Source organism: Phycisphaerae bacterium (assembly GCA_018003015.1).
Taxonomy (GTDB): Bacteria; Planctomycetota; Phycisphaerae; order UBA1845; family PWPN01; genus JAGNEZ01.
This window is the reverse complement of the sequence record JAGNEZ010000001.1, coordinates 172,572-199,520: the sequence shown is the minus strand read 5'-3', so window position 1 is coordinate 199,520 and position 26,949 is coordinate 172,572. Positions and strand designations below refer to the sequence as shown.

At 64.5% G+C, this 26,949-nt stretch carries 18 protein-coding genes; 9 read left to right on the top strand and 9 right to left on the bottom strand.

Going from position 1 to position 26,949, the window contains the following annotated elements:
* Positions 1 to 35: 35 nt before the first annotated feature.
* The 5 genes from KA354_00675 (at position 36) to KA354_00655 (ending at position 9,063) form a co-directional block, all read left to right on the top strand.
* Positions 36 to 2,351, top strand: coding sequence for an acetate/propionate family kinase (locus tag KA354_00675; GenBank protein ID MBP7933132.1), 2,316 nt, complete (start codon positions 36 to 38; stop codon positions 2,349 to 2,351).
* A 104-nt stretch (positions 2,352 to 2,455) separates the two neighbouring features.
* Positions 2,456 to 3,799: a Gfo/Idh/MocA family oxidoreductase gene (locus tag KA354_00670; protein MBP7933131.1), complete on the top strand. Its 1,344-nt coding sequence runs from the start codon at positions 2,456 to 2,458 to the stop codon at positions 3,797 to 3,799.
* A gap of 167 nt (positions 3,800 to 3,966) precedes the next feature.
* Positions 3,967 to 6,255 (top strand): carbohydrate-binding protein, encoded by a 2,289-nt coding sequence (locus tag KA354_00665; protein MBP7933130.1) that lies wholly within the window; start codon positions 3,967 to 3,969, stop codon positions 6,253 to 6,255.
* Positions 6,252 to 7,727 carry a neutral/alkaline non-lysosomal ceramidase N-terminal domain-containing protein gene (locus KA354_00660; GenBank protein ID MBP7933129.1) on the top strand — a complete coding sequence of 492 codons (1,476 nt, stop codon included), beginning with the start codon at positions 6,252 to 6,254 and terminating at the stop codon, positions 7,725 to 7,727. The genes KA354_00665 and KA354_00660 overlap by 4 nt, the downstream gene beginning before the upstream one ends.
* Positions 7,728 to 7,986: 259 nt before the next feature.
* Complete coding sequence (locus KA354_00655; protein ID MBP7933128.1) at positions 7,987 to 9,063, top strand: LacI family DNA-binding transcriptional regulator; 1,077 nt, start codon at positions 7,987 to 7,989, stop codon at positions 9,061 to 9,063.
* A gap of 3 nt (positions 9,064 to 9,066) precedes the next feature.
* Here the strand turns inward: KA354_00655 and KA354_00650 are convergent, their stop codons facing one another.
* The 7 genes from KA354_00650 to KA354_00620 form a co-directional block, all read right to left on the bottom strand.
* Positions 9,067 to 9,444 (bottom strand): STAS domain-containing protein, encoded by a 378-nt coding sequence (locus tag KA354_00650; protein MBP7933127.1) that lies wholly within the window; start codon positions 9,442 to 9,444, stop codon positions 9,067 to 9,069.
* 685 nt (positions 9,445 to 10,129) lie between these two features.
* Entirely contained in the window at positions 10,130 to 12,064 is a 1,935-nt protein-coding gene (locus KA354_00645) for a hypothetical protein (protein MBP7933126.1), read from the bottom strand.
* A gap of 36 nt (positions 12,065 to 12,100) precedes the next feature.
* Entirely contained in the window at positions 12,101 to 12,490 is a 390-nt protein-coding gene (gene hisI / locus KA354_00640; protein MBP7933125.1) for a phosphoribosyl-AMP cyclohydrolase, read from the bottom strand.
* Positions 12,491 to 12,624: 134 nt separating this feature from the next.
* Complete coding sequence (gene recG, locus KA354_00635) at positions 12,625 to 14,796, bottom strand: ATP-dependent DNA helicase RecG (protein ID MBP7933124.1); 2,172 nt, start codon at positions 14,794 to 14,796, stop codon at positions 12,625 to 12,627.
* Positions 14,797 to 15,030: 234 nt separating this feature from the next.
* On the bottom strand, positions 15,031 to 15,513 hold the full coding sequence (locus KA354_00630) for a LysM peptidoglycan-binding domain-containing protein (GenBank protein MBP7933123.1): 483 nt from the start codon (positions 15,511 to 15,513) through the stop codon (positions 15,031 to 15,033).
* A 115-nt stretch (positions 15,514 to 15,628) separates the two neighbouring features.
* Positions 15,629 to 18,508, bottom strand: a complete 2,880-nt coding sequence (locus tag KA354_00625; GenBank protein MBP7933122.1) for a hypothetical protein — start codon at positions 18,506 to 18,508, stop codon at positions 15,629 to 15,631.
* A gap of 6 nt (positions 18,509 to 18,514) precedes the next feature.
* Positions 18,515 to 19,915, bottom strand: coding sequence for a sugar isomerase (locus tag KA354_00620; GenBank protein MBP7933121.1), 1,401 nt, complete (start codon positions 19,913 to 19,915; stop codon positions 18,515 to 18,517).
* 418 nt (positions 19,916 to 20,333) lie between these two features.
* Here KA354_00620 and KA354_00615 point away from each other — a divergent pair, with 418 nt between their 5' ends.
* The 4 genes from KA354_00615 to KA354_00600 all read left to right on the top strand — a co-directional run bounded on the left by KA354_00615 (position 20,334) and on the right by KA354_00600 (position 23,701).
* Complete coding sequence (locus KA354_00615; GenBank protein MBP7933120.1) at positions 20,334 to 20,825, top strand: thioredoxin family protein; 492 nt, start codon at positions 20,334 to 20,336, stop codon at positions 20,823 to 20,825.
* A 123-nt stretch (positions 20,826 to 20,948) separates the two neighbouring features.
* On the top strand, positions 20,949 to 21,581 hold the full coding sequence (locus tag KA354_00610; GenBank protein ID MBP7933119.1) for a bifunctional precorrin-2 dehydrogenase/sirohydrochlorin ferrochelatase: 633 nt from the start codon (positions 20,949 to 20,951) through the stop codon (positions 21,579 to 21,581).
* A 6-nt stretch (positions 21,582 to 21,587) separates the two neighbouring features.
* Positions 21,588 to 22,409 (top strand): cytochrome c biogenesis protein CcsA, encoded by an 822-nt coding sequence (gene ccsA / locus KA354_00605; GenBank protein ID MBP7933118.1) that lies wholly within the window; start codon positions 21,588 to 21,590, stop codon positions 22,407 to 22,409.
* Entirely contained in the window at positions 22,406 to 23,701 is a 1,296-nt protein-coding gene (locus tag KA354_00600) for a glutamyl-tRNA reductase (protein MBP7933117.1), read from the top strand. The genes ccsA and KA354_00600 overlap by 4 nt, the downstream gene beginning before the upstream one ends.
* A gap of 244 nt (positions 23,702 to 23,945) precedes the next feature.
* Here KA354_00600 and KA354_00595 read toward each other — a convergent pair whose 3' ends face one another.
* Both KA354_00595 and KA354_00590 read right to left on the bottom strand, forming a co-directional pair.
* Positions 23,946 to 24,344 carry an acyl-CoA thioesterase gene (locus tag KA354_00595; protein ID MBP7933116.1) on the bottom strand — a complete coding sequence of 133 codons (399 nt, stop codon included), beginning with the start codon at positions 24,342 to 24,344 and terminating at the stop codon, positions 23,946 to 23,948.
* Positions 24,345 to 24,443: 99 nt separating this feature from the next.
* Positions 24,444 to 26,849, bottom strand: a complete 2,406-nt coding sequence (locus KA354_00590) for a hypothetical protein (protein ID MBP7933115.1) — start codon at positions 26,847 to 26,849, stop codon at positions 24,444 to 24,446.
* Positions 26,850 to 26,949: the final 100 nt, after the last annotated feature.

Below are 26,949 nucleotides of genomic sequence, written 5' to 3'. Positions count from 1 at the left end.
TGCGTTGACTATTGACCATGAAGCAGGTGTCAGCGATGAACGATGCCGCAATTGCAGGTTTCCTGAAACAGAGCGTTGGCCTCTTCAAGTTCTTTCCCCCCGAGCGACTGGCTGAACTCGTCGTGGGATCGCAGGTGATGTCGTACGAGCCGAACGAGGCCATTGTTGAATTCGGTGAAGACGCGATGCATCTCGGCGTCATGTTGGAGGGTCAGGCGTCGGCGTCCGTCATTGCCGAGGGCGGCGATCGACAGGTGCTTGAGCATCTCAAGGCCGCAGACACGTTCGGCGAAATGGTCCTCATGAGCGGCGATAAGACCATAGTCGACATCATCGCGGAGACGCGATGTAGTGTGCTCCTGGTGCCGGCCAGCCTCTTCTCGTCGGTGATCATGACCGAGCCCCGCGCCCTGCAGCACATCTCCAAGACCATCTCGGAGCGGTTCAAGAGAGTGATGGAGGACCCCACCAAGGCCGCCGCCTTTCGCAAGAGTGAGGATCCCTACGGCATGCATCTCAAGAGTGAACGACCGGAGAGGGTCCTGGTCGTCAACTGCGGATCCTCGTCGCTCAAGTACAGCCTTTTCGACACGCAGAACGAATCGCACAACGTTCGTGGCCTCGTTGACCGCATCGGCACTGACGTTACCCGGCACACCTGCCGCGGGCCGCGCGGGGAGGTCACGGAGAACCTGGCCAAGGGTAGTCACCGCGAGGCGTTCGAGGCCATGTTCCGCGCATTGACCAACAAGGACGGGGGAGCCGTCGCGAAACCGGCCGAGATCAGCGTCGTCGGGCACCGTGTGGTTCACGGTGGCGAGCGGTTTGCCGAGACCGTGCTTATCACCGACGACGTTTTGCGGGAACTCGACGCACTCAGTCCTCTGGCGCCGCTGCACAACCCCATCAACCTTCTCGGCATCAGGGAAGCCCGACGGGTGTTTCCTTCGGTCCCTCATTTCGCGGTATGCGACACGGCATTCCACAATACGCTGCCTTCGTTCGCCTATCTCTACGGCCTGCCCTACGAGTACTATGAGAACAACAGGGTGCGGCGCTACGGTTTTCACGGGACTTCACACGCGTACGTTTGTCTGGCCGCCGCCCAGCACCTTGGCCGCCGACTCAACGAGCTGGAGATCATCAGTTGTCACTTGGGCAACGGTGCTTCGGTCTGTGCGGTGGACCACGGCCGCTCCGTCGATACGTCAATGGGCTTCACCCCGGCGGAGGGCCTGATCATGGGTACACGCGGGGGGGACATCGATCCGGGCGTGTTGGTATACCTCGAACGGACCCAAGGTCTTACCGGCGACCAGATTGATGGTTTGCTGAACAGACAAAGCGGGTTGCTGGGGTTGTCGGGCATTTCCGCCGACATGCGCGAAGTCGAGCGGGCCGCACACGAGGGAAACCACCGTGCCCTGCTGGCCCTGAAAGCGTTCTGTTACCGGCTGCGGAAGTACCTCGGTGCGTACGTTGCCGCCATGGGCGGTCTGGACGTGGTCATTTTCACCGCCGGAATCGGGCAAGGCAGTGCCCGGGTTCGAGCCCTGGCCTTACAGGGGCTGGGCTGTATGGGGATTAGCCTGGACGAACAGCGTAACCGGGAGGCCCATGGCTGCGAGGAGATTCGCCGCATTTCCACCGACGATTCGCAGGTCACCGTGCTGGTCGTGCCGACGGACGAGGAGCGCATGATTGCCCGCGAGTCGCTGCGGGCTCTGAGCCGCTCTTCCATTATGCGGACCCTCGAAACACAATGCCAGGCACCTATCCCGATTGAGGTTTCGGCCCATCACCTCCACCTGACCCAGGAGCATGTCGAGGCCCTGTTCGGTCAAGGTCATCAACTCACCAGGCAGAGCGACCTCTCGCAACCCGGCCAGTTCGCCTGCGAGGAGCAGGTGACGCTCGTCGGTCCCCGGGGCCGCGTCGAGCGCGTGCGGGTCCTCGGGCCGGTACGCAAGGCCACGCAAGTGGAGATCGCGATGACCGAACAGTTCAAGCTCGGCATCCACCCACCCATACGTGAGTCCGGCGACCTGAAGGACACGCCCGGCATCACCCTGGAGGGCCCCGCCGGCAGACTCACCATCGACAAAGGGGTCATCTGCGCCTTGCGTCATATCCATATGACACCGGAGGATGCGCTTCGTTACGGGGTACGCGACAAGTTCACGGTGCGGGTGCGGGTACCCGGCGATCGCGAGCTGGTGTTTGGCGACGTTCGCGTCCGTGTAGACCCGAGCTTCCGCCTGGCCATGCATATCGATACGGACGAAGGGAATGCCGCGGGCATCCGAACCGGTATGACGGGCTACATCGACGGGATTCAGAGTCAGGACTGAGCCGGCCGGGCTCCAAGGTCACCCTCGAGCTCGACGGGCCAACATACCACGTGGTATCATGTGGGGGGCATCTAAGAGCGAGTCGATGTCAAGAGGGCACATCCATGAGTCAGAAACCCGGCAGGCGTGCGTCGCGTCGTGAATTCCTGAATACCTCCGGCCGGATTGCCGCCCTGTCGGCTTTCGGGACCGCGGCCGTCTCTTCCGTCCACGCAGCGGAGGACAACACCATCAAAGTCGCCCTGGTCGGCTGCGGCGGGCGGGGCACGGGCGCCGCGATCAACGCTCTCTCGACCAAGAGCGGCCCGACGCAACTCGTGGCCATGGCCGACGTCTTCGACGACCGGCTCCAGTCCAGTCTCAAGGCCATTTCCGAGCGATTCGGCAAGCAGGTCAACGTTCCCAAAGACCGCCAGTTCATAGGCTTCGACGCCTACAAGAAGGCGATCGACGCCCTCGGCGGCTCCGGCGTGGTCATCCTGGCCACACCCCCTGGCTTTCGGCCGCCCCACCTCGAATACGCGGTCGCCAAGAGCTGCCACGTGTTCATGGAAAAGGCGTTTGCCGTCGACAGCCCGGGAGTCCGCCGCGTGCTCAAGGCCGGTGAGGAGGCCGACAGGAAGAACCTCAAGATCGCCGGCGGCCTGATGAGCCGCCATTACGCCCCGCTGCAGGAGGCCATTCGCCGAATCCACGACGGCGTTATCGGCGACGTCATTACCTGTTGGTCCTATCGCGAGCACGGCCCCGTGGGCATCGCGCCCAAACCGGCCGGCACCGGCGAAATGGCCCACCAGATTCGCCATTTCCACAACTTCAACTGGTTGGGCGGGAGTTTCATCCTGGATTGGCTCATTCACAACCTTGATGTGTGCTGCTGGGCCAAGAACGCCTGGCCCATATCCGCCCAGGGACAGGGCGGGCGGTATCCCCGCGCCGAGCCTGACCAGATGTTCGACCACTATGCCGTCGAATACTCCTTCGCCGACGGAACGCGGATGCTCGCCCAGGCCCGGCATATGGCCGACTGCTGGGGCTTTTGGGGCAATGTGATCCATGGAGCCAAAGGTTCGGCCATACTGGGCGAAGGCATTCCCGACCCGCTCATCTACAAGGGCTACAAGCCCGCGGAAGAGAGCATCATCTGGCGGTTCAAGGGCGACAAGGGCGACTCGTACCAGGTCGAGCACGATCTGTTGTTCGAAGCCATCCGGCAGAACAAGCCGTACAATGAGGTCAAACGCTCCGCCTTCGCGGCCCTCGCAGGTATCCTCGGCCGCATGGCCGCCGAATCCGGCAGGGAGGTTACCTGGGACGATGCCCTCGCCTCAGACCTCGTTCTCGCCCCTGGCTTGGAGGACTTGACCATGGATTCCGATCCACCGGTCAAGCCCGATGCCCAGGGCCGCTACCCGCTGGCAGTACCCGGTCGCACGAAGGCACTCTGAGTATAGACTAACGGCTTGCCAGCCGCTTGAGGCGTCCGATCGCCATCACGGTTCTTCTGCTCCAATCCCCCTTGTTCGGCCCCCACCACCTCGACGACTGCGAGGCCAATCGTTAACCTGATCGGACAGACACGGCGGGCATTCCCGCTCGTCTAAGGAGGACCAGCATGACAAGAAGTGTCTCTCTTTCATTGGTGATGGCTATGGCGCTCGGGATTCACGCTTCTTCTCATGCCGCAGAGCTGCATGTTGCGATCAGCGGCAGCGATTCCAACCCCGGCACACAAGCGGCACCACTGCGCACGATTCAGCGCGGCGCGGAACTGGCTCAGCCGGGTGATACCGTCACCGTGCATGAGGGCACCTACCGCGAACGCATCAGCCCGCCGCGCGGAGGCGAATCGGACGCCCGACGCATCGTCTATCAGGCAGCCCCGGGCGAGAAGGTCGAGCTCAGAGGGTCTGAAGTAGTCAAGGGCTGGATCAAGGTCCAGAATGACACCTGGAAGGCGACCGTGCCCAACTCGCTCTTTGGCGACTTCAATCCTCATAGCGACCTCATTCGCGGCGACTGGTTCGATCCCAAGGGGCGCGAGCACCATACCGGTGCCGTGTATCTCAATGACGACTGGCTGATCGAGGCCACGAAGTTGGACGAAGTACTGGCCCCGGCCGGGAGTGCGCCGGCCTGGCTCGCTCGGGCAGGTCACCAGTATCTGCTCAACGTGGCTTGGCTTCGGCCTGGCAAAGACACCGGCGACGCCGGGCGGATCCCGGCCACCAGCTTCACCGCCAAGAACGGTACGCAGAATGCCGCTTGCTCGGAGGGTGGCGAGTGCATCGGCTTCATTGAGCACGGCCACTGGGTCCGCTACGACAAAGTTGATTTTGCCCAATCCGTCGAGCAGCTGGAAATCCGGGCCGCATCGGCCTCCGACGGCGGAACCATCGAAATCCGCCTCGACAAGGTCGACGGAGAACTGCTCGGGACATGCGTCATCCCGAACACCGGCGACTGGCAATCCTGGTCTTCGTTCATCGCCCGGATCAAGCCGGTCGGCGGGACCAAGACGCTGTGCTTGGTGTTCAAAGCTCCCAGGCCGAGTGCGTTGAACGCCGGGCTGTGGCTCGCCAAGGTGGAAACGTCAGACACGATGATCTGGGCGCAATTCCCGGGTGTTGATCCCAACGGACAACGGGTCGAAATCAACGTGCGCCGAACGGTCTTCTATCCCGACCAGCCGGGCCGCAACTACATCACCGTTCGGGGCTTCGCCATGCGGCACGCGGCCACACCCTGGGCCCCGCCCACCGCCGAGCAGATCGGCCTGATCGGCACTCATTGGAGCAAGGGTTGGATTATCGAGAACAATGTGGTCAGCCATTCGGTCTGCTCCGGCATCTCCCTAGGCAAGCACGGTGACGAGTTCGACAATACCTCCGCCAACACGGCCGAGGGCTATGTCAAGACCATCGAGCGCGGCCTGAAACGCGGCTGGAGTAAGGAGACCATTGGCCACCACATCGTCCGCAACAACACTGTTACCCATTGCGAGCAGGCGGGTATCGTCGGCAGCCTCGGACCGATCTTCAGCCTGGTCACCGGCAACACCATCCATGACATCCACGTCCGCCAGTTGTTCGGTGGAGCGGAGATGGCGGGCATCAAGTTCCATGGTGCGATCGACACGGCGATCAGCCACAACCACATTTATCGATGCTGCCAGGGCCTGTGGCTGGACTGGATGGCTCAAGGCACCCTCGTGACCGGAAACCTCTTCCACGACAACGGCTGGCAGGACCTTTTCTTCGAGGTGGACCATGGGCCGTTCCTTGTGGACAACAACTTCCTGCTCTCCCGAACGAGTCTGCTGAACATGTCCGAGGGCGGCGCTTATGCACACAATCTGTTCGCGGGACGTATTTTGCCCCGTCCGGAGCTGAGTCGTGAGACGCCGTTCCACGCGGCCCATACCACCGAAGTGGCCGGCCTCCGCAAGATCGTGGGCGGCGACGACCGCTTCTACAACAACCTCTTCGCCGGCCCGGACGGACTGGCCGTTTACGACTCCACCAAGCAGCCCTTGTGGATGGATGGCAATGTCTTCCTCAAGGGTGCCAGACCTTCGAAACACGAGAAGGCTCCGCTGATCAAGGCGGATTATGATCCCGCCCTCAAGATCGTGGAGAGGCCCGACGGCTGGCATCTCGAAATCAGCCTCGACAAGGAATGGATAACGGAGCGAGGCCGCAAGCTGGTGACCACGGATCTCCTGGGCAAGGCCGCCATTCCGAACCTGCCCTACGAGCGCCCCGACGGCTCACCGATTCGAATCAACACCGACTACTTCGGGAAACCGCGAAAGGAAGCCAACCCGGCTCCCGGACCCGTCGAAAACCCTGGTGCCGGCCGAATCACGATCAAGGTCTGGCCTGACCAGAAAGGCAAGTCATGAGAAACTGGCCACTGGCGTTGGCGTCTCTGGTGCTCGGGATGGCTGTTGCTCTCGGCCCGGCGAGGGCGGCCGACGGTTACAGAATGGGGGCCGCGTCGGAGGCCATCACGCCCAAAGTCGCCCCGGATGCGCCATCGGTCTGGCTGGCCGGCTATGGGCCCGGTCGCCAGGCCGAGGCGGTTCACGACGACATCTACGCCCGGGCCATGGTGATCAGCGACGGCAAGTGCACCGTGGCCATCGTGGCTTGCGATCTCATCGGTTTGTTCCGCGAAGACGTGCTGCGGGTCCGTAAAGACGTCGATCAGCTTCAACTGAAGCCGCCAATCGACTACGTGCTGGTCAGCAGCACGCACACCCATGCCGGGCCAGACACGGTGGGGCTGTGGGGGCCGATCGGGCGAACCGGTGTCAATGCCGAGCATCTCAAGCAGGTGCGAACCGCATGCGTAAGAGTCATTGGTCATGCCCATGCCGCCATGCGTCCGGCCATGCTGAGAATTGCCCACGCGGATGCCAACGAGATGGCTCAACTCATTGGCGATTCGCGGCAGCCCATCGTCATCGACTCGCAGTTGACCGTTGTTCAGGCCAAGGACGAGACCGGCAGGGTCATCGTCACCTGGGTCAACATGCCGTGCCACCCGGAGGTTCTCGGTTCGCGCAACAAGCAGCTCAGCAGCGACTTCCCGTCCACCGAACGCGAGCATCTCGAGGAGAAGTTCGGTGGCACGGCGATCCACAACACCGGCACGGTCGGCGGGCTGCTCGCTCCGCGCGAGCCGAAGACCCATCCGATCACCAACGAGCCGATCCCGACCGAACCGATCGAACAGATGATGGCCTACGGTCGTCTCATTGGGACCATCGCGGAGCGAACTCTGGCGAAGTCAGAGCCCCTCGCCGGTCCGATCCGGGCTGACGCCAAAGAACTGCTCATCCCGCTGTGGAACCCGATGTACCGGCTCGGTGCCCAGATGAGCATCCTGCGGCGGCAGGTCTTCGACGAGAAGGGTGAGCGCACCTCCATCCCCGCTACGGCCCCCGCGCCGACCACGCCCGACGCCGCCTCAGCTGATGCCCCTGCGACCGCTGCGGCCGGTCCCGAGTTCTTCCTCAAGACCGAGGTAGCCCGCTTGACCATCGGCGGTCTCGAAATCGCGGCCATCCCCGGCGAGATCTATCCCGAGCTGACCCTCGGCAAGATCCAGGCCCCCCAGGATCCCGGCGCCGACTTCCAGGGTGCCCCCCAAGAGCCGTCGGTTTTCGGCCTGATGAAGGGCCAGCATCAGATGCTCGTCGGGCTGGCCAACGACGAGATTGGCTATATCCTCCCCAAGTCGCAGTGGGACTGGGTCGCTCCCTACGCCTACGGTCGCAAGGATCGGCAGTACGGCGAGGCCAATTCCTGTGGCCCGGAAGCCGGCCCGCGAATCATGGCCGCATGGGAGTCGCTGTTCAAGGATCGGTAGTCAAGTACGCGGCAAATCAGCGAGGAAAGCCAGGGTGGATCCGCGATCCGCAGGCCGCGGAGGGGATATGAACGTCCCGAGATAGCCTTGACTTCCTCCAGGTAGCTCTGCTTCGTTCGCATGCCTGGCGTCGCCCGGACCGCGTGTCGGGCGCGAGGCTGCCGGGAAGACGCAGGGTGGGCTCTCCAGGCCCTTTGCACGGCAGGTCGCGGTCCGCGTGCAAGACATGACGACCCCGTTGCGGTAGAATCGGGATACTATGCCAGACGCCGGAAAGCGGAAGACGCGTCCAACCATTCAAGCCATTGCCGAGGAAGCCGGGGTATCCCGGGCGACGGTCTCGCTCATCCTGGCCAATCGGCCGGAGGTGATCAGACGATTCCGGCCGGAGACCGTGGACCGCGTCCGACGGATTGCGGAGGAACAGGGTTACGCCGCCAACCTGATGGCGATCAGCCTGCGGAGTGGTCATCCGACGTTTTACGGGCTGATTCTCCGCGGGCGCGGCGATGCCCGGGCGCAGCCGAGTTCCTGGCATGTGCAAGCCCTCGAAGGCCAGTTTCTGGCTGGAGCGATGGAGGCCTCGCGCGTCCTGGATTTGTACCCGGTCTTGGCCAGTCTGGACTCGCCGGAGCCCGAAGCGGCTGTCCAGCGGGTCCGCGGCGTCCTCGACGGCGGCGTTTTCGGGGCCATTCTGCGTACCCCGCCGACGGTGCTGGACGATCCGATGCGCCGGCAGATCGAACTCGGTTTGCCGGTGGTGATCGTCTTTCCGGAGCATCCCACGACCTGCCCGTCAAACGCCATCGACGTGAACAACCTCGAAGTCGGTCAGATCGCGGCCCGGCTGCTGCGTGATGCCGGTCGGCGCAAGTGGGTGATCGTCAGCGACGATTTCTTCTGGGAGCCGATCCGGCTGCGCAAGGAAGGGGCGCTCAGCGTGGCCCGGGAGGCCGGGATCGAAGTTGAACTGCTGGAGATTCCACTGGACGTGGGCGAGCGTGGGGCGATGGCGTGGCTGACGCCGCGGCTGCGGGATATGCGGCCGGACGGAGTTTACGCGGCCTCTTCCGTGGCCAGCGTGGGTGCTTTGCACGCCGGCCTCGATGCTGGTTTTAGAATTCCGCAGGAGGTGTGCCTGGTGGGCTGCGACGCCTCCTTCTGGCGGGCCCCGGGTTGGCAGGCGATCACCTCGGTGGACGTTTCCTGGTACGAGGCCGGCGAACTGGCGGTCCGCAAGATGGTCGAGCTACAGAGCCGGGCGGAGTTTCGATTCGAGAACTTGATTCTTCCCCCCATGGTCCGCACGGGCGGAACCTGCCCCGTGAGCGGGTGACGGCTAGGTGCCGATGGGCACGGAGCCCTCCTGAAGGACCTTCAAGGCGGCCTCGCGGTTCTCGTACAGCACGAACAACCGATCGAGTCGAGAGAAGCGCAGGATCTGCAACAGTTCCTTACGCATGCCGCAAATCTCGATTCGACCTTTCTGGTACTCCATCTCCTGGCGAAGAGAGACCAGGATTCCCAGGGCCGCGGATCCCAGAAACGCGACGTTGGCAAAATCGATAAGCAGGATGTGGTACGTGCCCTTGGCGATCAGCCGACGAATGGCCACACCCAGTTCCTGGAGGGAGGCCGCCTCAACCAGTGTCCGGTCCAGCAGCTCGACAATGCCGATCTCTCCGACCGATTCCAGCCTGTAGGACTTCGCAAGCATCAGTGCACCTGCCTCTGAGCATGACCGAGGGATCGTTGCCCGCTCATAGATCGACTACCGGGGGGTACCGTGTTGACATCGCCCGCGTTTTCCGGCCCGCGTGGGTGGGGAACAACGCAGGTATCGGGCGGCCGGGTGCTCTCAAGGATCGAGAAACCTCATGGCTGCGCCGTTTGACGCAAGACCCTGGTATTGCTTTGTGGAGAAAGGGGTTATGTTCAATTCAGACCTGTCGCAGCTGGGGCTGAGCATTAGTGCATGCAAACGGAACGTCGCCTGTTATTGGTCCAGCTAATACTGTGGAAAATGGTTGCTTATGCCGATGACCCTGGGTATAACCGAGTAGGCAGCAATGCCCCGCGAGGGGCGGCAGGTGTCCCCATCGAGAGGACGGAATCTATGCCATTGCCCAAGTGCATGCAGTGCTCAGGACTGATGGCTTGCCATCCTTGCGCCTGTCCAGAGGGTGAGTCTCCCCGGCTCAGCGTTGCCCAGCTTGTCAGTCAGATGCAGAAGACCGCCGCGCTCGTTTCGCCGCAGCTGTCTCGACCGGAACCCGACTTCTCCGCTGTGCCCGTGGAAGCCGGCCGGCGGTTGTGCGTGGCCTGAGCCGGGCGAGCTGGCGTTGGCGATCCGCTCCTCCCCGTTTCTCCCGAATCAACTCGAAGCCTTGCTCTCAGCTTTCTCAGTCGTTGTCTCCGCGCTGGGGATGGACCGTGGCAAGCGATACGAGGCGGCTTCGAAGCAGGATTGCCAAGGGGACAATGCGTGAAAAGAGCATCGAGAGGATCAGGATGACGATGCCTTGGGTAGACAGGTGAGGGCCGGTCAAGCCGGCCGAGAAGCCGACGTTGCAGCCGACGCTGACCGCCTCGAACAGGCAGGCCTGAGGTGAGCCGGCCTCGCGGAAGGTCAGGGCCAGGGTGGTCAGGGCAATGATGACCAGTAGAGAGAAGGTCGCTCCGACTGCGATGGTCAGGACATGCTGCCTTGCGACGGCTCGCTTGGAGGAGGTGGCGTCGGTCGACGAAGCGGATCTGGAGAAAAGGGTGCCCAGGATGAGGAACAGCACCATGAGGCGGATTCCTCCGGCCGTGCCTCCCACTTCGCCCCCGGCCAGCATCAGGCACATCAGCACGAGCCGGCTGGCTGGTGCGAGGGAATTCTCGTCCAGGCGCACGATGCGCATGCCGCCGGTGCGGGTCGCCGCACTCTGGAAGAAAGCCGAGGCCCAGCACTGCCCGCGGCTCTGGCTCTGGAGTCGTTCGGTCTTGGCTCGCTCCGAAGGCTGACTGGGCGGACTCTCCGCGCTGGCCGGCGCGGCGGAACTCAAGGAGGCGGCTGTGGCCGGCGTGCTCGTGCTCGGGGCGGTGGCCACCATCAGCCGGCCGGGCGTGTCCGAGCGCGGGTTTCGCAATTGCCAGCGGCGGGGTGATTTCTCGATGCCGACCAGCAGGGCAGCGCCCAGGGCGGTCACCACGGCACTGCCCGCCACGGCCAGCCAGAAATGCCGGGACAGATACGACAGCCCGAGACCGCGCAGGTGGAGCACCCGCCGGAACAGATCGTAGAGCACCGGCCCGCCCAGGCTGCCGAGGATCATCAGCGGCAGGATGGCCGCGAACACGCCGTAGTGGCCAGCCTTGGCCACCAGCCCGTTGCTCTCCAGGGTCAGCCCGACGTTGCAGAAGGCGCTGACGGCATGGAATGCGGAAGCGAACAGCTGGTCGTTGTGGATCGAAAGCGGGGGGTGGGTCTCGTCGCCCCACATGGGGAGCAGGATCCAGGCGCCGACCGCCTCCAGGCCCAGGGCGAGGATCAGCGTGAACACGATCAGCCAGGCCGGCCCGTGCGGCGAGCAGTTGTCGTCCTCGCAGCCCCAGCCCGCCAGCCGCCGTAGCCGCCAGCCGGCCACCGCTCCGATCGCCAGGATCGCGAGTCCGCCGAACTGCATCAGCACGAGGACGACAGTCTGGCCCGCGCGACTCAGCTCCTGGCCGATGTCGATGAGGCTCAGCCCGGTTCCAGTCAGAGCCGCCGTCGCGGTGAACGTGCATCTTAGCCAGTGGGACGCCAGCCGGTACCCGACGTAGTCGCCCTCCGTGGGAACGGGGTACTCCCCGTGCCAGCAGGCGGGCAGGGCGAGGACCGCGCCGGCGAGAACCGCCAGTAAGAGCCCGGCGGTGAGCAGACGCCAGCCGGCCGCACGGACCCGGCCGTTTTCCGCCCCGCGGGTGAGGGATTTCAGGCCTTCATACGCGATCGCCCAGACCGCCATCGCCAGGCAGTAGCAGGTGATCAATTCGAGGACCATCGGTCCGCGTGACAGGTTCAGCAGCCACCAGGCCAGGCCTCCGAGCAACAGGACGTAGTCCACCCACCAGCAGCGGAGCCGGACACCCAACCCGCGCAGCGGAACAAGCATGAGCAATCGGCTGAGCACGAACAGACTCGCGCAGACCCGAAACGCGAGTTGGACTGTCTGGGATGAAACCAGCGGTTCGGACGCGCCCGCCAGACCGTAGCCCATGGCCAGAGCCGCTATCCCCGCCACTGCCGCAAGAAACCAAGTGAAGCGGGTGCGCCCAGGTGTCGTGCTGATCGGTCTCGGATCAGGCATGTATCACTCCCCCTGCCCCTGATCGATTCGAGCGGGCTACGTCTTGCCGTAGATCTTCTCGGGATCCAGCAGCCGCTTCGCACAGACCTTCCACTCCTGTGACGCGGAGTCGAATCTGCGAAAGAAGCAGTTACGGTACCCCTCGTGGCAGGCGGCGCCGTGCTGTTTGACTTTGACCAGGATCGTGTCCAGGTCGCAGTCGACGAAAACCTCCTGGATGTCCTGAGTGTGTCCGCTGCTCTCACCCTTCATCCAGTATTTCTGCCGGGATCGCGACCAGAAATGCGTCTTGCCGGTCCGAATCGACTCCGCCAGACTGGTCTTGTTCATGTAGGCCATCATCAGGATCTCGCCGGTCTCGGCGTCCTGGACAACGGCCGGGATCAGCCCGTTGGCGTCATACTTCAGATCGTCTAGCCCCTGCATGGTCTCCACTCGTGCTTGGATCGTGTGGGGTCGTCGCTCAGCGGCCCGTCTTCGCCCGCATCGGCCGCCACGTCCGCGGCATCGCCCCCGGATTCATCGGCCCTCCGGTCCGCTCGCACACGGCCTCTACTGTATCATCCCACGTCGATTAACGCTATCTTGTCTCGGAACTTCCGACGCAACTCGGCTTTCAGTACAACATGGTGCGGCTGGCGGAGGCCGGCGTCCTGGCGCACGATCCGGGCGGCATCGTCGCGGGCCTTCATGAGCAGATCCACGTCCTCGACCAGGTTGGCCACCAGGAACTCGGGGAAGCCGTGCTGGCGGGTGCCCAGCAGCTCGCCCGGTCCACGCAGGGCCAGATCCTCCTCGGCGATCTTGAAGCCATCGGTGGTCTGGCACAGGACCTTCAGTCGTCGTGCAGCGAGTCCGCCCCGCCTTTCGCTCATCAGCAGGCAGGCCGACGGCTTGCTGCCTCGACCGACCCGGCCGCGCAACTGGTGCAGGGCAGACAGTCCGTACCGCTCCGCGTGCTGGACGACCATGATGGTCGCGTTGGGTACGTCCACGCCGACCTCGATCACCGTCGTTGAGACCAGGACATCCAGCCGGTGTTCGACGAAGTCCTGCATCACGGTGGCTTTCTCGTGCTTCTTCATCCGGCCGTGCAGCAGTCCGACCCGCGTGCCGGGCAGCAACTCGTGAGCGACCCGGTCCACTTCTGCCGTCGCGGCCTTGAGGTCCAGAGCGTCCGATTCCTCGACCAGCGGGTAGACGACGTACGCCTGATCGCCGGAGGAGATCCGTCGGCGGACCGCGGACCAGGCGTCGGATTCCTGCCGGGGCATGATCATCCGAGTGGTGATCGGCTGACGGCCGGGCGGTAGCTTGTCGATGACGGAGACGTCCAGATCGCCGAACACGGTCATGGACAGCGTTCGCGGGATGGGCGTGGCCGTCATGACCAGGTAGTGAGGCACGACCGGTGGGCCGGTCACCTCTCCAGTCAGGGGAGAGTTCTTCAGCGTCGCTCGCTGGATGACGCCGAACTTGTGCTGTTCGTCGACGATCACCAGGCCCAGAGACGGGAAGCTGACCTTGGTCTCAAGCAGCGCCTGCGTGCCGACTACCAGGTCCATTTCACCTTGGGCGATGGCTTCCAGCGTTTGCCGCCGCGCGGCTCTGGCGGTCCGGCCGGTGAGCAGGCAGCGACGCACTCGGCTTCCCGCCAGGTACTTCTCAACACTTGCGTAGTGTTGGCTGGCAAGCACCTCTGTCGGAGCAAGGATCGCACACTGCCGGTGGTTGGCCACGGTCACCAGAGCCGCGTAGAGGGCGACGACGGTTTTGCCGCTGCCGACATCACCCTGCAGCAAGCGGGTCATCGGGCGTGTCCGAGCGAGGTCGGCGACGATTTCCCGGACAACCCGGTTCTGGGATTCGGTCAGAGCGAACGGAAACCGCCGGCGGATTCGCAGGTTGACTTTCTCGCTGGTCGGCAAGGGGGGGGCTTGTAGGTTGCGGGCCGCCCAACCCCGCTGGAGCGTCACCGCCAGCTGCATGAGCAACAGTTCCTCGTAGGCCAACCGCCGCCGGGCCGGAGCGATCTCCTCGAGCGTTCGAGGGCGATGCATCGCCGTGATCGCCGTCCCGCGCGAAGGCAACTCCCGCCGGCGAAGTAGCCATTCCGGCAGCGGCTCGCTGATCACGTCCACCGCCTCATCGAGTACGGACGCGACGATCCGGGCGATTTGGCTGGAAGCCAGATTGCCGCAAGCCCGGTAGACGGGCACCAGACGGCTGAAGTCCCAACCAGCCGGATCGTCGTCCGGGTCAAGCCACTCGACTTTTGGATTGGTCAGTTGTCCCAGATCCCCTTCGACGCCGACCTTGCCGAACACGCGGAGGACCTGCCCGCGCTGGACGCGATCGCAGAGATAATCCGCGTTGAACCAGGTGACCCGCATCCGCCCAGTCCCGTCGCGGAGAATGACGTTCAACACGGCGGGGCCGAACCGGCCGCAACCGCGGCGCGATTTCACCGACTCGACTGTGCCGATCACCGTCGCGGGCTCGTCGAGACGAAGCGACTCAATGGTCTGTGGGCGGGGCTGCTCCTCGAATCGAAAGGGGAAGTACATGACCAGGTCGGCAACGGTCTGGATGCCCATCTCCGCGAGGATCTTGGCTCGGTGTGGCCCGACGCCTCGAAGGAACTGTACCGGACGTTCCAGAATGCTGGACCGAATTGGTCCGGTGCCGGCTTGGGACACGTTCTCCGGACGTTGTTGACCTGGATTGCCCACGCTCGCCATCCGGTTGTCCAGACGGAACAGGCTTCGTCGATCCTGGATAGATCGGCGAAGCCCGTTATTCGCACTGCGAATGGACTCTCCCCATCCGCCTCATCTCTCAGATGCCCGCGTCACCGACGCTCGCCGGCCGCCCGACCATGACCAACGACCGATCGCGACTCGACTGCCTTCGACAGGCTTGAGCCATGGACCTGCCGAGCGGAGTCCGCGGGAACCCGACTGCCATCAAGGTATCCGCAGCTTGGTACCGACCATGACCTCATCCGGTCCCTTGGGCAGCTGCTTTCGGTTGGCGTCGTAGATCTTGCGCCAGTTCTTGGTTGTTCCGTAATACTTCTGAGAGATGGTCTGCAGCGTCTCGCCCTTCTTTACGGTGTGGGTGCGCCCGCTCGACGAGGCTTTCCTGGATGCGTATTGCTCCTTTGGTGCGGGTGCGGCCTTGCGGGCGGCGGCGTCCGGGGTTCCCGTGTCGACCGGCGGCGCGGCGGTCTCAACCGGCGGCGGGGGAGGTGGCGGAGGCGTGGTCGTTACGACCGGCCTGGTCGGCTGCACCTCGGCCGAGGGAACGGTGCTCTCCGGAAAAGGAGGAGCCTCCGGCTCCGGAGCCTGTACAATAGGCTCTTCCGCTTGCGGTTTGTTGCAGCCCATCGAAAGCCCGACGATCAGGCCCAGCCCCGCCATCAGTACCCAAGTCATCTTCGCGCTCATGAATCAACTCCTTGTCACGATCCGTGTCCCGTTTCGCCGCCCTTGAACATTGCCCGCGTTTCGCGGACGACGACCGGCAAGTCTCGGGTCGATCATATCTCCCGCGGTCCGCAAGTCAACGTGCCGCCTGATCCGGGGTGTCGAGGAGAACGCGGATGTTCTCCAGCGATCGTTGCAGCGCCGGCCGGTCCCGATCCGCGGCGATCAGAAAGCGAACGACTTCGTTCGCCTCGACCACTCGACAAGCAGACTCCACGACCGCAGGCTCCACCACCCCGAGGCAGTCCATCACGGTGACCGATGACCCCAAGCCCGGCAGCGCCAGCCGGGTCGGGCTCATCCCGTAGGGCCGCCACACCGCCGCCACTCCACGCCCATCACTCACCTCAAAGTACAGCACCCGTGTCCCGCCCGGTACATCCACCCACCGCTTCAGGACGCCGCGGTTCAGCAACTCGGTCAGCACGTCAAAAGCGACAAGTGCCGGCCGAGGGGACAGATCCGGCTCATGCAGGCGGCGGCGATCGTCATCGAACGCAGACCGGACCGGATCCAGGGCGACCGCTTCGCTGCAGGAGAGTTCGGCGACAGCTAACGATCGAATCAGCAGCGACCGGACCATGTGCGACGCGGACACCACCGGATCGATCGGCCTCTCGAGCAGCTGAACCGCCCCTCGACTCTGGGACGCCAACGTAACCAGCGGGGTGCCAAAAGGTTGCGCCCCCCCAAGACGAACCGGAACATAAGGGTCCCATACCACCTGCTCTGGCGACTGGCGGTGGCCAATGGCCTCGAGTTGTCTCTCGCACTCCTCCGGAACCGGCGTCATGGGGCAGGCGATCCCGAGCACGACACCCTCGCCGCCCCGTCCATCCACGAGCGAATCGCTCACCAGTCGTAGGCCTGGCGCCCGCCGAGCAAGCTGCTCGCCCAGCCACTTCAGCTCCGCCAGATAGGCCTCCGTCGGTTGCGTGGTGATCGACGGCCGGCGAACCAGCACACCGCCGGGCCAGAGCGAGCCATCCGCCAGCCATTGTTCGACGAACGCTTGGCGCGACGGGGTGTCGGCGGGCAGCATCAACGCGGTAATGGCCTCAATCTGGTTGGCGCGGCAGGAACCCATCATCGCTGCCCAGACGCCGAAGCCCCACGAGGTCGGCGCCGTCTGTAACTCCTTTGTTGGCAAATCCATACGAACCCATCGGGTGCCCAGGCGGCTCGTGTGCACGGACACAATGCCCTGCGAAGTCGAGAGCCCATAGGGGCTATCCTTGGGAACGGCATCCGACCAGGAGATGACGCCCAGCGGGCAGGTGGCCTGGGAGATCATCGTCGAGCTCCCTGGCACCCCGTCCCAGAGCGAGGCCACGATGCAGTAGTATCCGCGTGTCAGCCCGTCCAGGTCGACGTTCAGGATCGCCATCCCGCTCAGCGGCAGCGAGATCGCCCGGGTCAGCCTGCCGACCGAACGACCCCAGGCATCGAGGACGTCGACGGCCAGCTCGCCCGCGCGGCGGTCTGAGAACCGGGGTTCGGCCGTTCGGGCCGGCTGGCTCGCAGCGGATGTTCCCGAGGGAGCGGCCAGCGGGTCGCCCACCAGCCGGATCGTCACCGAGGCCTTTGCCCGCTCGTCGATGAGATGTCCAAGGTCACCCGATTCGGGATGGGGTCCGAGGATGCCGATCTCGACCGGGGCGCTTCGCAGGCCGGGAGAATCGATCGCTGAGTGGGTGAGTACCACCGCGTCGAGCCCGCACTCGTTGACCTCCGGTGCGCGGTCTCCGGCAAAATCGAAGACCAGCTCGGCCGCCGCCCATTCACGTCGGTCGTCTTCATGGCGGGTGTTGATCCGGAAGAGACTGTGGAATCCCTGCCAGCTTGGAGACAGGGCGAACGTTCGCTGGCCGATTGTCCTGGCGCGACCGCGCAACGTGGCGGTGAGTTTCGTTGGACGGGCGGACTTGGCCAGAAAACGGAGATGGACCTGCGGCGAGGGAACGGCTGCCCGGTCCAGGTTCAGGGGGCCGAACCCTACACGGCCTCCGAACTCGGGCACGCTGATCGCCAGCGCTGTGGTGCCCTCGGCGGCATCCTCGGAGAGTCGCCAATCGATGGGGATGACGCGCTCGCCGCCGTTGGGCCAACGGGTGACGGCGCTGGTGTAGAACCCCCGCGAGCCGGTCTCGAAGCCGCCGCCGACCAGCCAATTGCGGACCTGGGATCCGGTGTGACTGGCGGCCTGGGTGGCGGCTGGGTCAATCGACGGCGAATTCCCCGACTGGGCAGATTGCCGTGCGGCCAGGTGAACCGCACCGAGCGTAACCGCCGCGCCGGGTCGCTCGGCCACGATCTTCAGGGTCGCGGCCCGAATTCCCGACTCGAACCGCAACCATGCGTGTTGCCATTCCCAGCCCGGTGATACGCCCGACTGCAGCGGCACGGTGACCGACGTGCTCTGGCCGGCGGTACCGTCGGCGGCAACGGTGATTCTGATTCCCCGGATGGCCTCTGCTTGCTGCGGTGATCGGCAGCTGAGACACAAGTCCAGCCGGGCGTCCCGGCCCGTGAGAGAGGCGGCGCTCAGATCGCACTCCAGACCGCAGGGTGCCTTCATGTCTGCCGGCCCGCGAATCTCGATACTCCGCCGCCCGTTCAGGGCCGCGATCTTCAGCGAAGGGAAATCGACGATTCGCCAGCCGGGTACGACCTCGGTCGCGGCCTCGCGGAACTCCTCGGCCAGCACCTTTGCCCATCCCGGACCGGGTGGCTGATGCCGTCGGCGGACCTCTTCGCCCATCCTCCCGACGTCTGGCAGCCACGAGGTGAACAGCGGTTCCCGCGCAAGAGGTTGCGCTGCCGGCCGGAGGGTGATGGTCTCGACGGTGGGGCGGAGAATCATGGCCGTCCCGGAAGGGGGACCACAGCCTGCAAGGACCGCTGCGGCCGCCGCGGCAGTCCGAACGATCGGCTTCCATGACCTCGATGTTCGCATCGGCTCCTACGCCACTCCGGGAGTTGGCTCGGCCGAGACGTTCAGCCATTTGATGCCCAGGTGCTTGATGGCGTATCCGATCTCCCGGGCACAATCCCCGTAAACCATCATCCAGTGGAAGCCGCGCATCTCGTCGACCAGCTTGGGCCAGTTGCCGTCGATGGTGACGTCCATTTGGGCGCGGCAGATCGCGTGGAACGGGTTCGCCTCGATTCTGCCGGTGAAGCCGACCCATTTCTGGCAGGCGAAATCAGGCACGGCCATGGTGATCCGCTGGCCCTCGGCCATTTCGACCTTGGGCGCGGCGCCATAGTCCGACTCGAAATGAGTATGAATCTTGACCGGCTCGAGACGCTCGCCGTTCATCTTGCGCGGGGCGGTGCAGTGGGCCACGGTGACCACGCCGTGGTGCGGCCAGGTCGGGTCGTTGAGGAACACCGGCGTCCCGGTGATGTGGTGCATCAGGATGCCCGAGGGAATGACCACGAAGTCCGATTCGCAGAACGCCAGATACCCCTCGTCATTCAGCAAGCTCAGTGTCAGGCACGCGGTCGTCTCCGACATGGGCATAATCGTGCCCATGCAGTGGTTGACGGTAATCGCGGTGGCGGACTGCTCGGTCATGAGCTCCTTGAACAGCCGGGTGAGCAAGAAGGCGTTGGCCACGTACTTCTTTTCGGTGAACAGCTCGACGCCGGAGTCCTTGAGGTACTCCTCGGCCTGGCGGCCGGCCTCGGTCACGGCGTGAGTGTCGTCCTTGATCTTCCCGATCCGTTGCCTCAACGTCTCGTAGCTGACATCTGGCAGCTCCAGCTTCCAGACCGTCTTGGCGATCTTGGGCGCGATCTGCCCACCGACGCCCCAGCCCGCGGCACCCCCGATGGTCACCACCTTCTGTCCCAGCGTGCGCCGCAAGCCCAGCAGACCTCGCAGCCGCCAGGTGAGGTCGTCACGGTCGTCCACGACCACGTCTCCTACATCCACGCCCGGCTGCTTGTACTCGTCGGTTGTCTTGCGCAGGAAACGCGGATGCATGATCTCGTACCACAGGGAGACCGGTCCGGAGCGATGCCGCAGAAAGAAGATCGTCGGTCGGTCGGGGACGACCAGCTTCTCCAGTACGTCGCCATCGCCGCCTGAGGCGTAGATCAGCATCACGTCGCAGACTGTCTTGGCCGCCTGCTCCGCCTTGGCCCGGTTGTCTACGGGTATTACCGGCAGGAACTTGACCGCCAGTCCGGTGTTGCTCGCCAGCTCACCCAGCTCGCTCGTGATCCGCTTGGCTTCCTCATCTACGTCGGATGGTTCCATGAGCCCGCCCCATGGCCGCCAGCTGGTCTGTTCCGCACGCTTGGGAATGGCATACGTGAGTATGGGTTGAACGATCAGTTCCTTGGCAGGCGTAATCGTGGGCGGGGTGGATGCGGCTCCAGCTTCAGCCTTGGCTCTCCGGCTGGTCAGTACCCAGGCTCCGACCGCCGCGGTTCCCAGGCCCGCCATCACATGCCGGCGGGAGACCATGCCCCGGGCCGCCCTCTCGTAAAACGCCCGCAGGCCGGCTGCATTACAGCATGCCCCGCCTGTCGAGCCTGTCGAACCGCACCTGTGTGAATGCTCGCTGGCCATGAATGATGCCTCCCTCAAGACTGGTTCATGCTTCAGATACCTGCACTCCGGAACGTGTATTGTCAGCCTCGCCCGGAGGCGTTGTCAATGAGGGCCCCTATAATCTCGCGTGTGGGACGCGTCCGCTCCGCCGTCTGCGCTGCACGGCGGGCGTGCGGCCCTCGATGCATCGGTTACAGCAGCGGGAGCAAGGTACCGTATGGCTGACGGAGATGATCGGGGCAGGCCGTCCGGGACATGTTCGACGGCCGACGGCCTGTGCGGCCGCAAACGTGCCAACTGGGTGATGGCAGGTGCCCTGCTGGTGGTTGCGGTCCTGTACGTCTATGCGAGCCGGCCGGTCCCCACGGCCGTGGCATGGACCACCGACCTCGAGGCCGGCCTCCGCCGGGCGGCCCAGGAAGACCGGCTCGTGTTGGTGAAGTTCCATGCTTCCTGGTGCGGGCCGTGCAAGATCCTGGACCGCGACGTATTCAGTCGCAGCGATGTGGCCAGGGCTTTGGACCTCTGGGTGCCGGTGAGTGTCGACGTCGACGAACAGAGTTCCGTCGGTGCTCGCTTCGCGGTCCAGACCGTCCCCACGCTGATGATCCTCAGCAGCCGGGGCGACATTGTGGCGCGACAAGTCGGCACCCTGTCGCCCAAGGACTTCATCGCCTGGCTGGCCGAGGCGGAAGCGAAGGGGAAGTGAGCCGGGACTCGTCACGGCGACCAGGCAGGCGAGAAGCGAGCTTACAGCTCAACCGGATCAGTCAGGGCTCCGGTTGTCTCCAGGTATCTATGGTTTCGACGGTTTGACGATCTGACGTCTGCCATGTCCGTGCTTCCCATCCAACTTGAGGTCGCTGGCCGCCTGATCGTGGTGATTGGGGGTGGCAGGGTCGCGGCTCACAAGGTCGACATTCTGTGTCAGGCTGGAGCCCGGGTGCGCGTGGTGAGTCCTGAGTTCGATCCGGGACTGCTCGCCAGAACCGATATCGAGCGCCTGGCATGCCGGTATTCGACGGAGCTCCTGGGAGACGCCTGTCTCATATTCGTCTGTACCGACGACCGTCAACTCAATGCCCGGATCCTGGCCGACGCCCGGAACCGGCGAATTCTGTGCAACGTGGTCGATGACCCCGGGCTGTGCGACTTCTTCATGCCAGCGATTGTTCGCCGGGGCCGGTTCTGTATCGCCGTGGGCACGGGCGGAGCCAGCCCGCTGCTGGCCGCCAGGGTGCGCGATCGCCTCGCGTCGCAATTCGGTCCCGACTTGGGTATTCTTGTGGACGAACTGGCCCGTGCCCGGCTCATCGTGCAGGATCGGGTGGTGGATCCGCAAGTCCGCCGGCAGGTCCTGGAGGCTCTCAGCACCGATGAATCGCTCGAGCGGCTCGCGCGCGACGGCCGGCAGGCTTGGCGAGACTGGTTTGATGGCATGCTCGACCATCATCCGCGGAGGTAGAGCCGAATGACCGGACCGGTCCTGGTGCTCATTCTGGCGGGCCTGTGCTTCGCGACTGCGGCGGCGGTCGGCTACCTCGAGGTGCGCCGTCACAAGCGGGGTATGGGTCCGTATCTCCTCTCGGCAACCCTGTTCGGGGTCGCGGTCAACGGCGGATATGTCGTCTGGGCCCTCCTCGACCACGGCCCGGTCGGGACCTTTCGCCAGAACCACGAGGCGGCCATGCTCCTGGCCACGCTTGTCGCCATGGCGGCCGTCGGCACCCATTTCTCGCGGGCCCTGCGCGGTCTGGACGGCGTGCTCCTGCTGCTTGCGACCGTGGTCAACCTGCTTGCCCTGGCCGCGGTGGGCGAGCCGGCCAGCCCGGTCACCTACAAGAGCTGGTTCGTCAGCCACAGCGTAGCCTTCGCGGTCAGCGGAGCCTGCTTCGTGATCGGCGGGGCGGCCGGCATGGCTTATCTGCTCGTGCATCGAGTCCTGCATCGCAAGCGGGCCCTCGATCTCATGGGCCGGGTCGCCTCTCTCGAGTCGCTCGATCGCTTCGGTCGCTGGATGATGGCCTTGGGTTTCCCCCTCTTCACCTACGGCATCCTGACCGGCATGTGCGGGGTGGCTCACCGCGAAGACCTTCGCCGGACCGCCTGGTATCTGGATGGTTCGGTGCTTGTCTCGGCGCTCGTCTGGCTGGTGTACGCCTGCCTGCTGGGCTCGTTGACGTTCCGGCCGCAGGTCCGCGGCCGCCAGGCGGCTCTCCTGGCGACCTGCGGCATGTGGCTGACCGTGATCGTGTTTCTCTTGCGGGAGTTCGGCTCGCCCATACACCAATGAGAACGCTGGTCATAGGCTGTAATCACCGCTCGGCGCCCGTTGAACTCCGGGAACGCCTGGCGTTTGGCGGGGCCGATGTTCCCGCCTTCCTGGCGGCGCTCAAGGCGGAGTATCCGCACGCCGAGGCGGTACTCATCTCGACCTGCAATCGCATCGAGCTCTATATCTCCACTCCGGTCTACAACCATCCACGAATCGGCGAGGCCATTGCCTTCCTGGTCGGCTTCAAGGGACTCGAAGTGCCCGAGTTCGCCGAGGCGTTTTACAGCTACGAGGATGCCGAGGCCGTTCGCCATTTGTTTCGCGTGGTCAGTTCGCTCGATTCGATGGTCCTGGGCGAATCGCAGATCCTCGGCCAGTCCAAGCAGGCTTTTGAGATCGCGCGCCGAGCCGGCACGGCGGGCGCGACGCTCGGCGAGCTGTTTCAGCGGGCTTTCAGCGTCGCCAAAGACGCCCACACCCGCACCGCGATCGCGACCGGCCGGACCAGCGTGGGCAGCGCGGCCGTGGATCTTGCCCGTCAGGTTTTCTCCCGGCTCGACGATAAGACCATCTTCATGGTCGGGGCAGGCAAGATGGGCGAGGTCACGCTGAACCACTTGATGGCGACCCGCCCCAAGACCCTTTGGGTCACCAATCGCACCGACCAGCGGGCCGTTGAGCTCTCCGAACGAATACGCCGCCGGCATGCCGTCGATGCCCAGGTCGTTCCGTGGAGCGAGTGGATCGATCGGTTGGCAGAGGTCGATGTGGTCATCAGTTCGACCGGCTCTCGTGATCCGATTCTCACCGCCGCCGCCTTCGAGCCGATCCCGAGGCGGCGCAGGTATCGCTCGCTGCTCCTGATCGATATCGCTGTCCCGCGCGACATCGATCCCGAAGTCGGCAGGCACGACAGCGTCTATCTGTTCAACATCGACGATCTGCAGATGGTGACCGAGGCCACCCTGATTCAGCGTCGCGAGGCCATCAACCGCTGTCACGAGATCATCGAAGCCAACGTGGTCGCCTTCCTGGAAAGCAAGGCCGGTCGTGATCTCGGCCCCCTGATCCAGGCCCTCCGCGAGCATTTCAAGGACATCTCCGAAGCCGAACTGGCGTGGGCCTCGCCGAAGTTCGAGCACCTCTCGGAAGCGGACCACAAGCTCGTCGAGCAGCTCTTGCATCGCGTCATCCAGAAGATCCTCCATGACCCGCTCCAGCTCCTGGGCGAAGGCCCCCCGGACGGCACCCGCCGCGTCTACGCCGACGCGCTCCGAACCCTCTTCCACCTGGACAAGGAGGGGGCGTGAACGCGCCGTGCCGGGGCCGGAGTGTCGGGCACGATCCGCCCGCCGGTCCAGCGGGTGAAGGCGTGTTCCTCGAGGTCGGGCATGCAGAGGGGGTAAAAGGACAAGCAGGCTCGCATGTCCCCATCCTGCCGACAAGGGTTTTCGCCCGCGGGCCGGCCAATTCCTCCGGTTGGTCGGCAACCGCCAGACTACCCGCGGCGTCGGCCGCCTTCCTGGTCATCCGCTGGCGGGGGCAGGTGTCCAGTCACGCCTCGGCACCGCCGAACCGGGCTCGGAGTTCCTCGGTGACCCGCCGAGGGCGATGCGACTTGGCGTCGAGCAGGACCCACACGCTGCGCACCCGGGCCAGCGTCTCGTTGTCTCTGGGGCGTGCGATCTCGACGAAACGCTCATAGGTGGCTCCCGAAGCCTCCCCGACCCAGGTGCGAGCCAGAAGCTCCTCATCCGGGAAGGCTGGGCGGAGGTAATCGATCTCATGCCGCCGGGCCACCCACACGAAGCTCTTCAACTGCTCCTCGGACGCCAGTGCGATCCAGTGGGCCGCCGCTGCGTCCTGGGCGTAGCGCAGATAAACCACGTTGTTGACGTGCCCCATCTCGTCAATGTCCTCCAGCTTCACTCGTAGAGGGTGCTCGAACACCATTGTTCAGCTCGTCTCCAGTCCGTCTTCTCCCGCCAGACTCGCCGCATCAGCCCCGCCGTAAACCTCTATACGCTGCTTCTGCGCCCGGGCCGGCCACTGTCACGGCTGCCGCACGAGCGGCCTGCCGGTGAGATTCCGGACCTCGACCCTGAAGCCGGCGGGGGTGTCGATCTTGTAGAGCAGCCTTTCGCCTTCTCGCCACCAGCGCAGGTTCACCGCTCCGCCGCGGGTCGGCACGCGACCTTCGCACCAGTCCATCTTCAGGTCCGCGAACCGCAGGGTCACGACCTGCTCGACCGCATCGACGCGATAAACACCGAGTACGTCGCGGAACAGGATGTGGGCCACGTGCGAGGCGAAACCGTGGTTGCAGCTCGCGTAGTCACCGTCATTCTCCCAGAGCGTGCCCGTGCGATCGGCCATGTACAGGTTGTAGTCCACCGACTCGTCGAGAACCTGCTGGCAGAGCCCCTCACGGGAGAGCAGCTCGAGTCGCAGGAAGTTGCCCGGGAACTGGTTGGTCTTCGAGATCTCCGGGTACTTGCCCGTCGCCTTGCGCCTGGGACCGAACTCGGTGCGAAGCACGTTCCAGAGCTGCTCGTGGCTCTTGGGCGTGGCGGCGTCGAAGAAGAAGGCGTAGTACTGGCAGACCTCGGTGCGGTTGCGGGTGACTTCGAGTTTGCCATCCTTGCGGATCGCGTTGTCCACGAAGAACTCACCATCGAATGCCTGCTTGCGGATCGCCTCGCGGACTCGGTCGGCCTTTTCGACAAGATCGACCATGCCGAAGACGCGCCCGCCCACCGCCAGGACCGCGGCGTAAAGCATGTTGCTCGGATAGTTCACGTCCTGGACATACTTGTTCGCGTCCGACCACTCGACAAACACCCAGCTCGGCAGCTTCTCGAGCAGGCCGTCGCTGTTCTCGTATTGCCGGAAGAACTCATGCAGGCCGCTCAACCGGCCCTGAAGGGCGTCGACCGTCGATCGATCGCCGCTGCGGGCCAGGTACTCCTCGAGTTCGACCACGAACCACATCGCCCAGTTGGGGATGAACACGGTGTCGTTGTGGTCCGCCGGATAGCACATGGGAATCATGCCCCCCGGGAGGAACTCGAACCGGGTTGGCAAAAGGTAATTCTCGATGAACGCCTCCTCGACCGCGGTGTGCCCGCTCAGATCGTAGGCCGTGCGGGCTGTCCAGAAACTGTCGCACAGCCAGCCGGCCCGCTCGCGCGAAGGGCAGTCCATGAACAGATCGACCGAGTTCTGGGCGAATGTCTCCCGGGCGGCGGCGAAGAGCCGGTTTAGCCGCGGATCCGAGGCGGCGAAGTGGGCGCCCCACACGTCGGGGTTGGCGTACTCGCGAAGGTAGATGCCTTCGACGTCGCACTCGCCGGCGAAGGTGATCAGCTTGGCGTATCGGAGGGTGTAGGGCTCGAGCGATTCGACCAGGTAATCGCCGGGCTCGAGGGTGTACTCAATGATGTTGACGCAGCCCAGGCGCTTGAAGTCGACGTCCTGGTCACGCAGGATTTCGTCGAAGGTGAAGAACAGGCGGGTCCTGACCCGGCAGGAGATCTTCGCTCCCACGAAACCGGTCAGGTTGGTGCCGAAGTCAACGATCTGGAAGCTGTTGGCCCGGAGAGGGAGTCTGACGCTCGACTCGAGTGCACGATCAACCGGTGCCCGGGTCGCCGTGGCGATGGCCTGCAGTTCGAGCGACGGGATGACCTCGAGATCGCTTTCCTTGTAGCCCTTGAACTGCGGGCCGACGTTGACCAGGGCCCGGTCCTTCCAGGGGCTCTTGACCTCGATACCCGTCTTGATCGTCCCCTGGGAGACATGCCACAGGGCGGGTCGCTGGTTGAACGTGGGGTAGGGGACCCGGCGGGGCAGCAGGTTCTTGGCCTCGGCCACGGCGCACTTCGCCGGTTCGATCGCGGCTCCCGGGTACTGCCGCCAGCGATCATAGCCCGGGCTCAGGCGGTAGACCTCCGAGAAAGCCCGCTGGAAACTGTAACGCTGGGTTTTCTGGACTCTCTCCTTGAGGACCGTGGCTTCGAAGACGCCCCCATCGCCCCCGGTCGAGGCCAGGACCTTCCCCCCGGCCACGATTTCGGCCTGCAGGAAGGCGGGTTGGTCGGGCAGGTAATAGCTGTTGACGTTGTAGCCGGCCACCTCGATGGCGACGTTATTGCGGCCTTGCTCCACCAGCCTGGAGATGTCCCACTCGTCGACCCGGAACCAGCCGTGCGGGCTGCGGGCCGGGCCGTGACCGGCAAACTCACCGTTGACAAAGGCCCGGTAGAGGCTTGCACCGGTGACGCGCAGGACGGTCCGGCCCGACTCGGGAGCCTCGAAGCCGGCCCGGAATCCGATTAGGAGGTTCATCTCCGTGTCCCGGCCTTCGGGCCAGATCGGCTTGGCGGAAACAAACGACGGGGCAGGCTCCGTGGCCCCCACCAGGGCGCTGACAGCCAACAGAACAAGTGCGGTGTGCATGATCAGTCTCCTCCCAATCTATCGAGGACGATACGGTGCGCACTGAAAGCGGGGAATCGAGAAGAGAAAGGAGGAAACGAGCGTCCGGGGGATCAGGTGC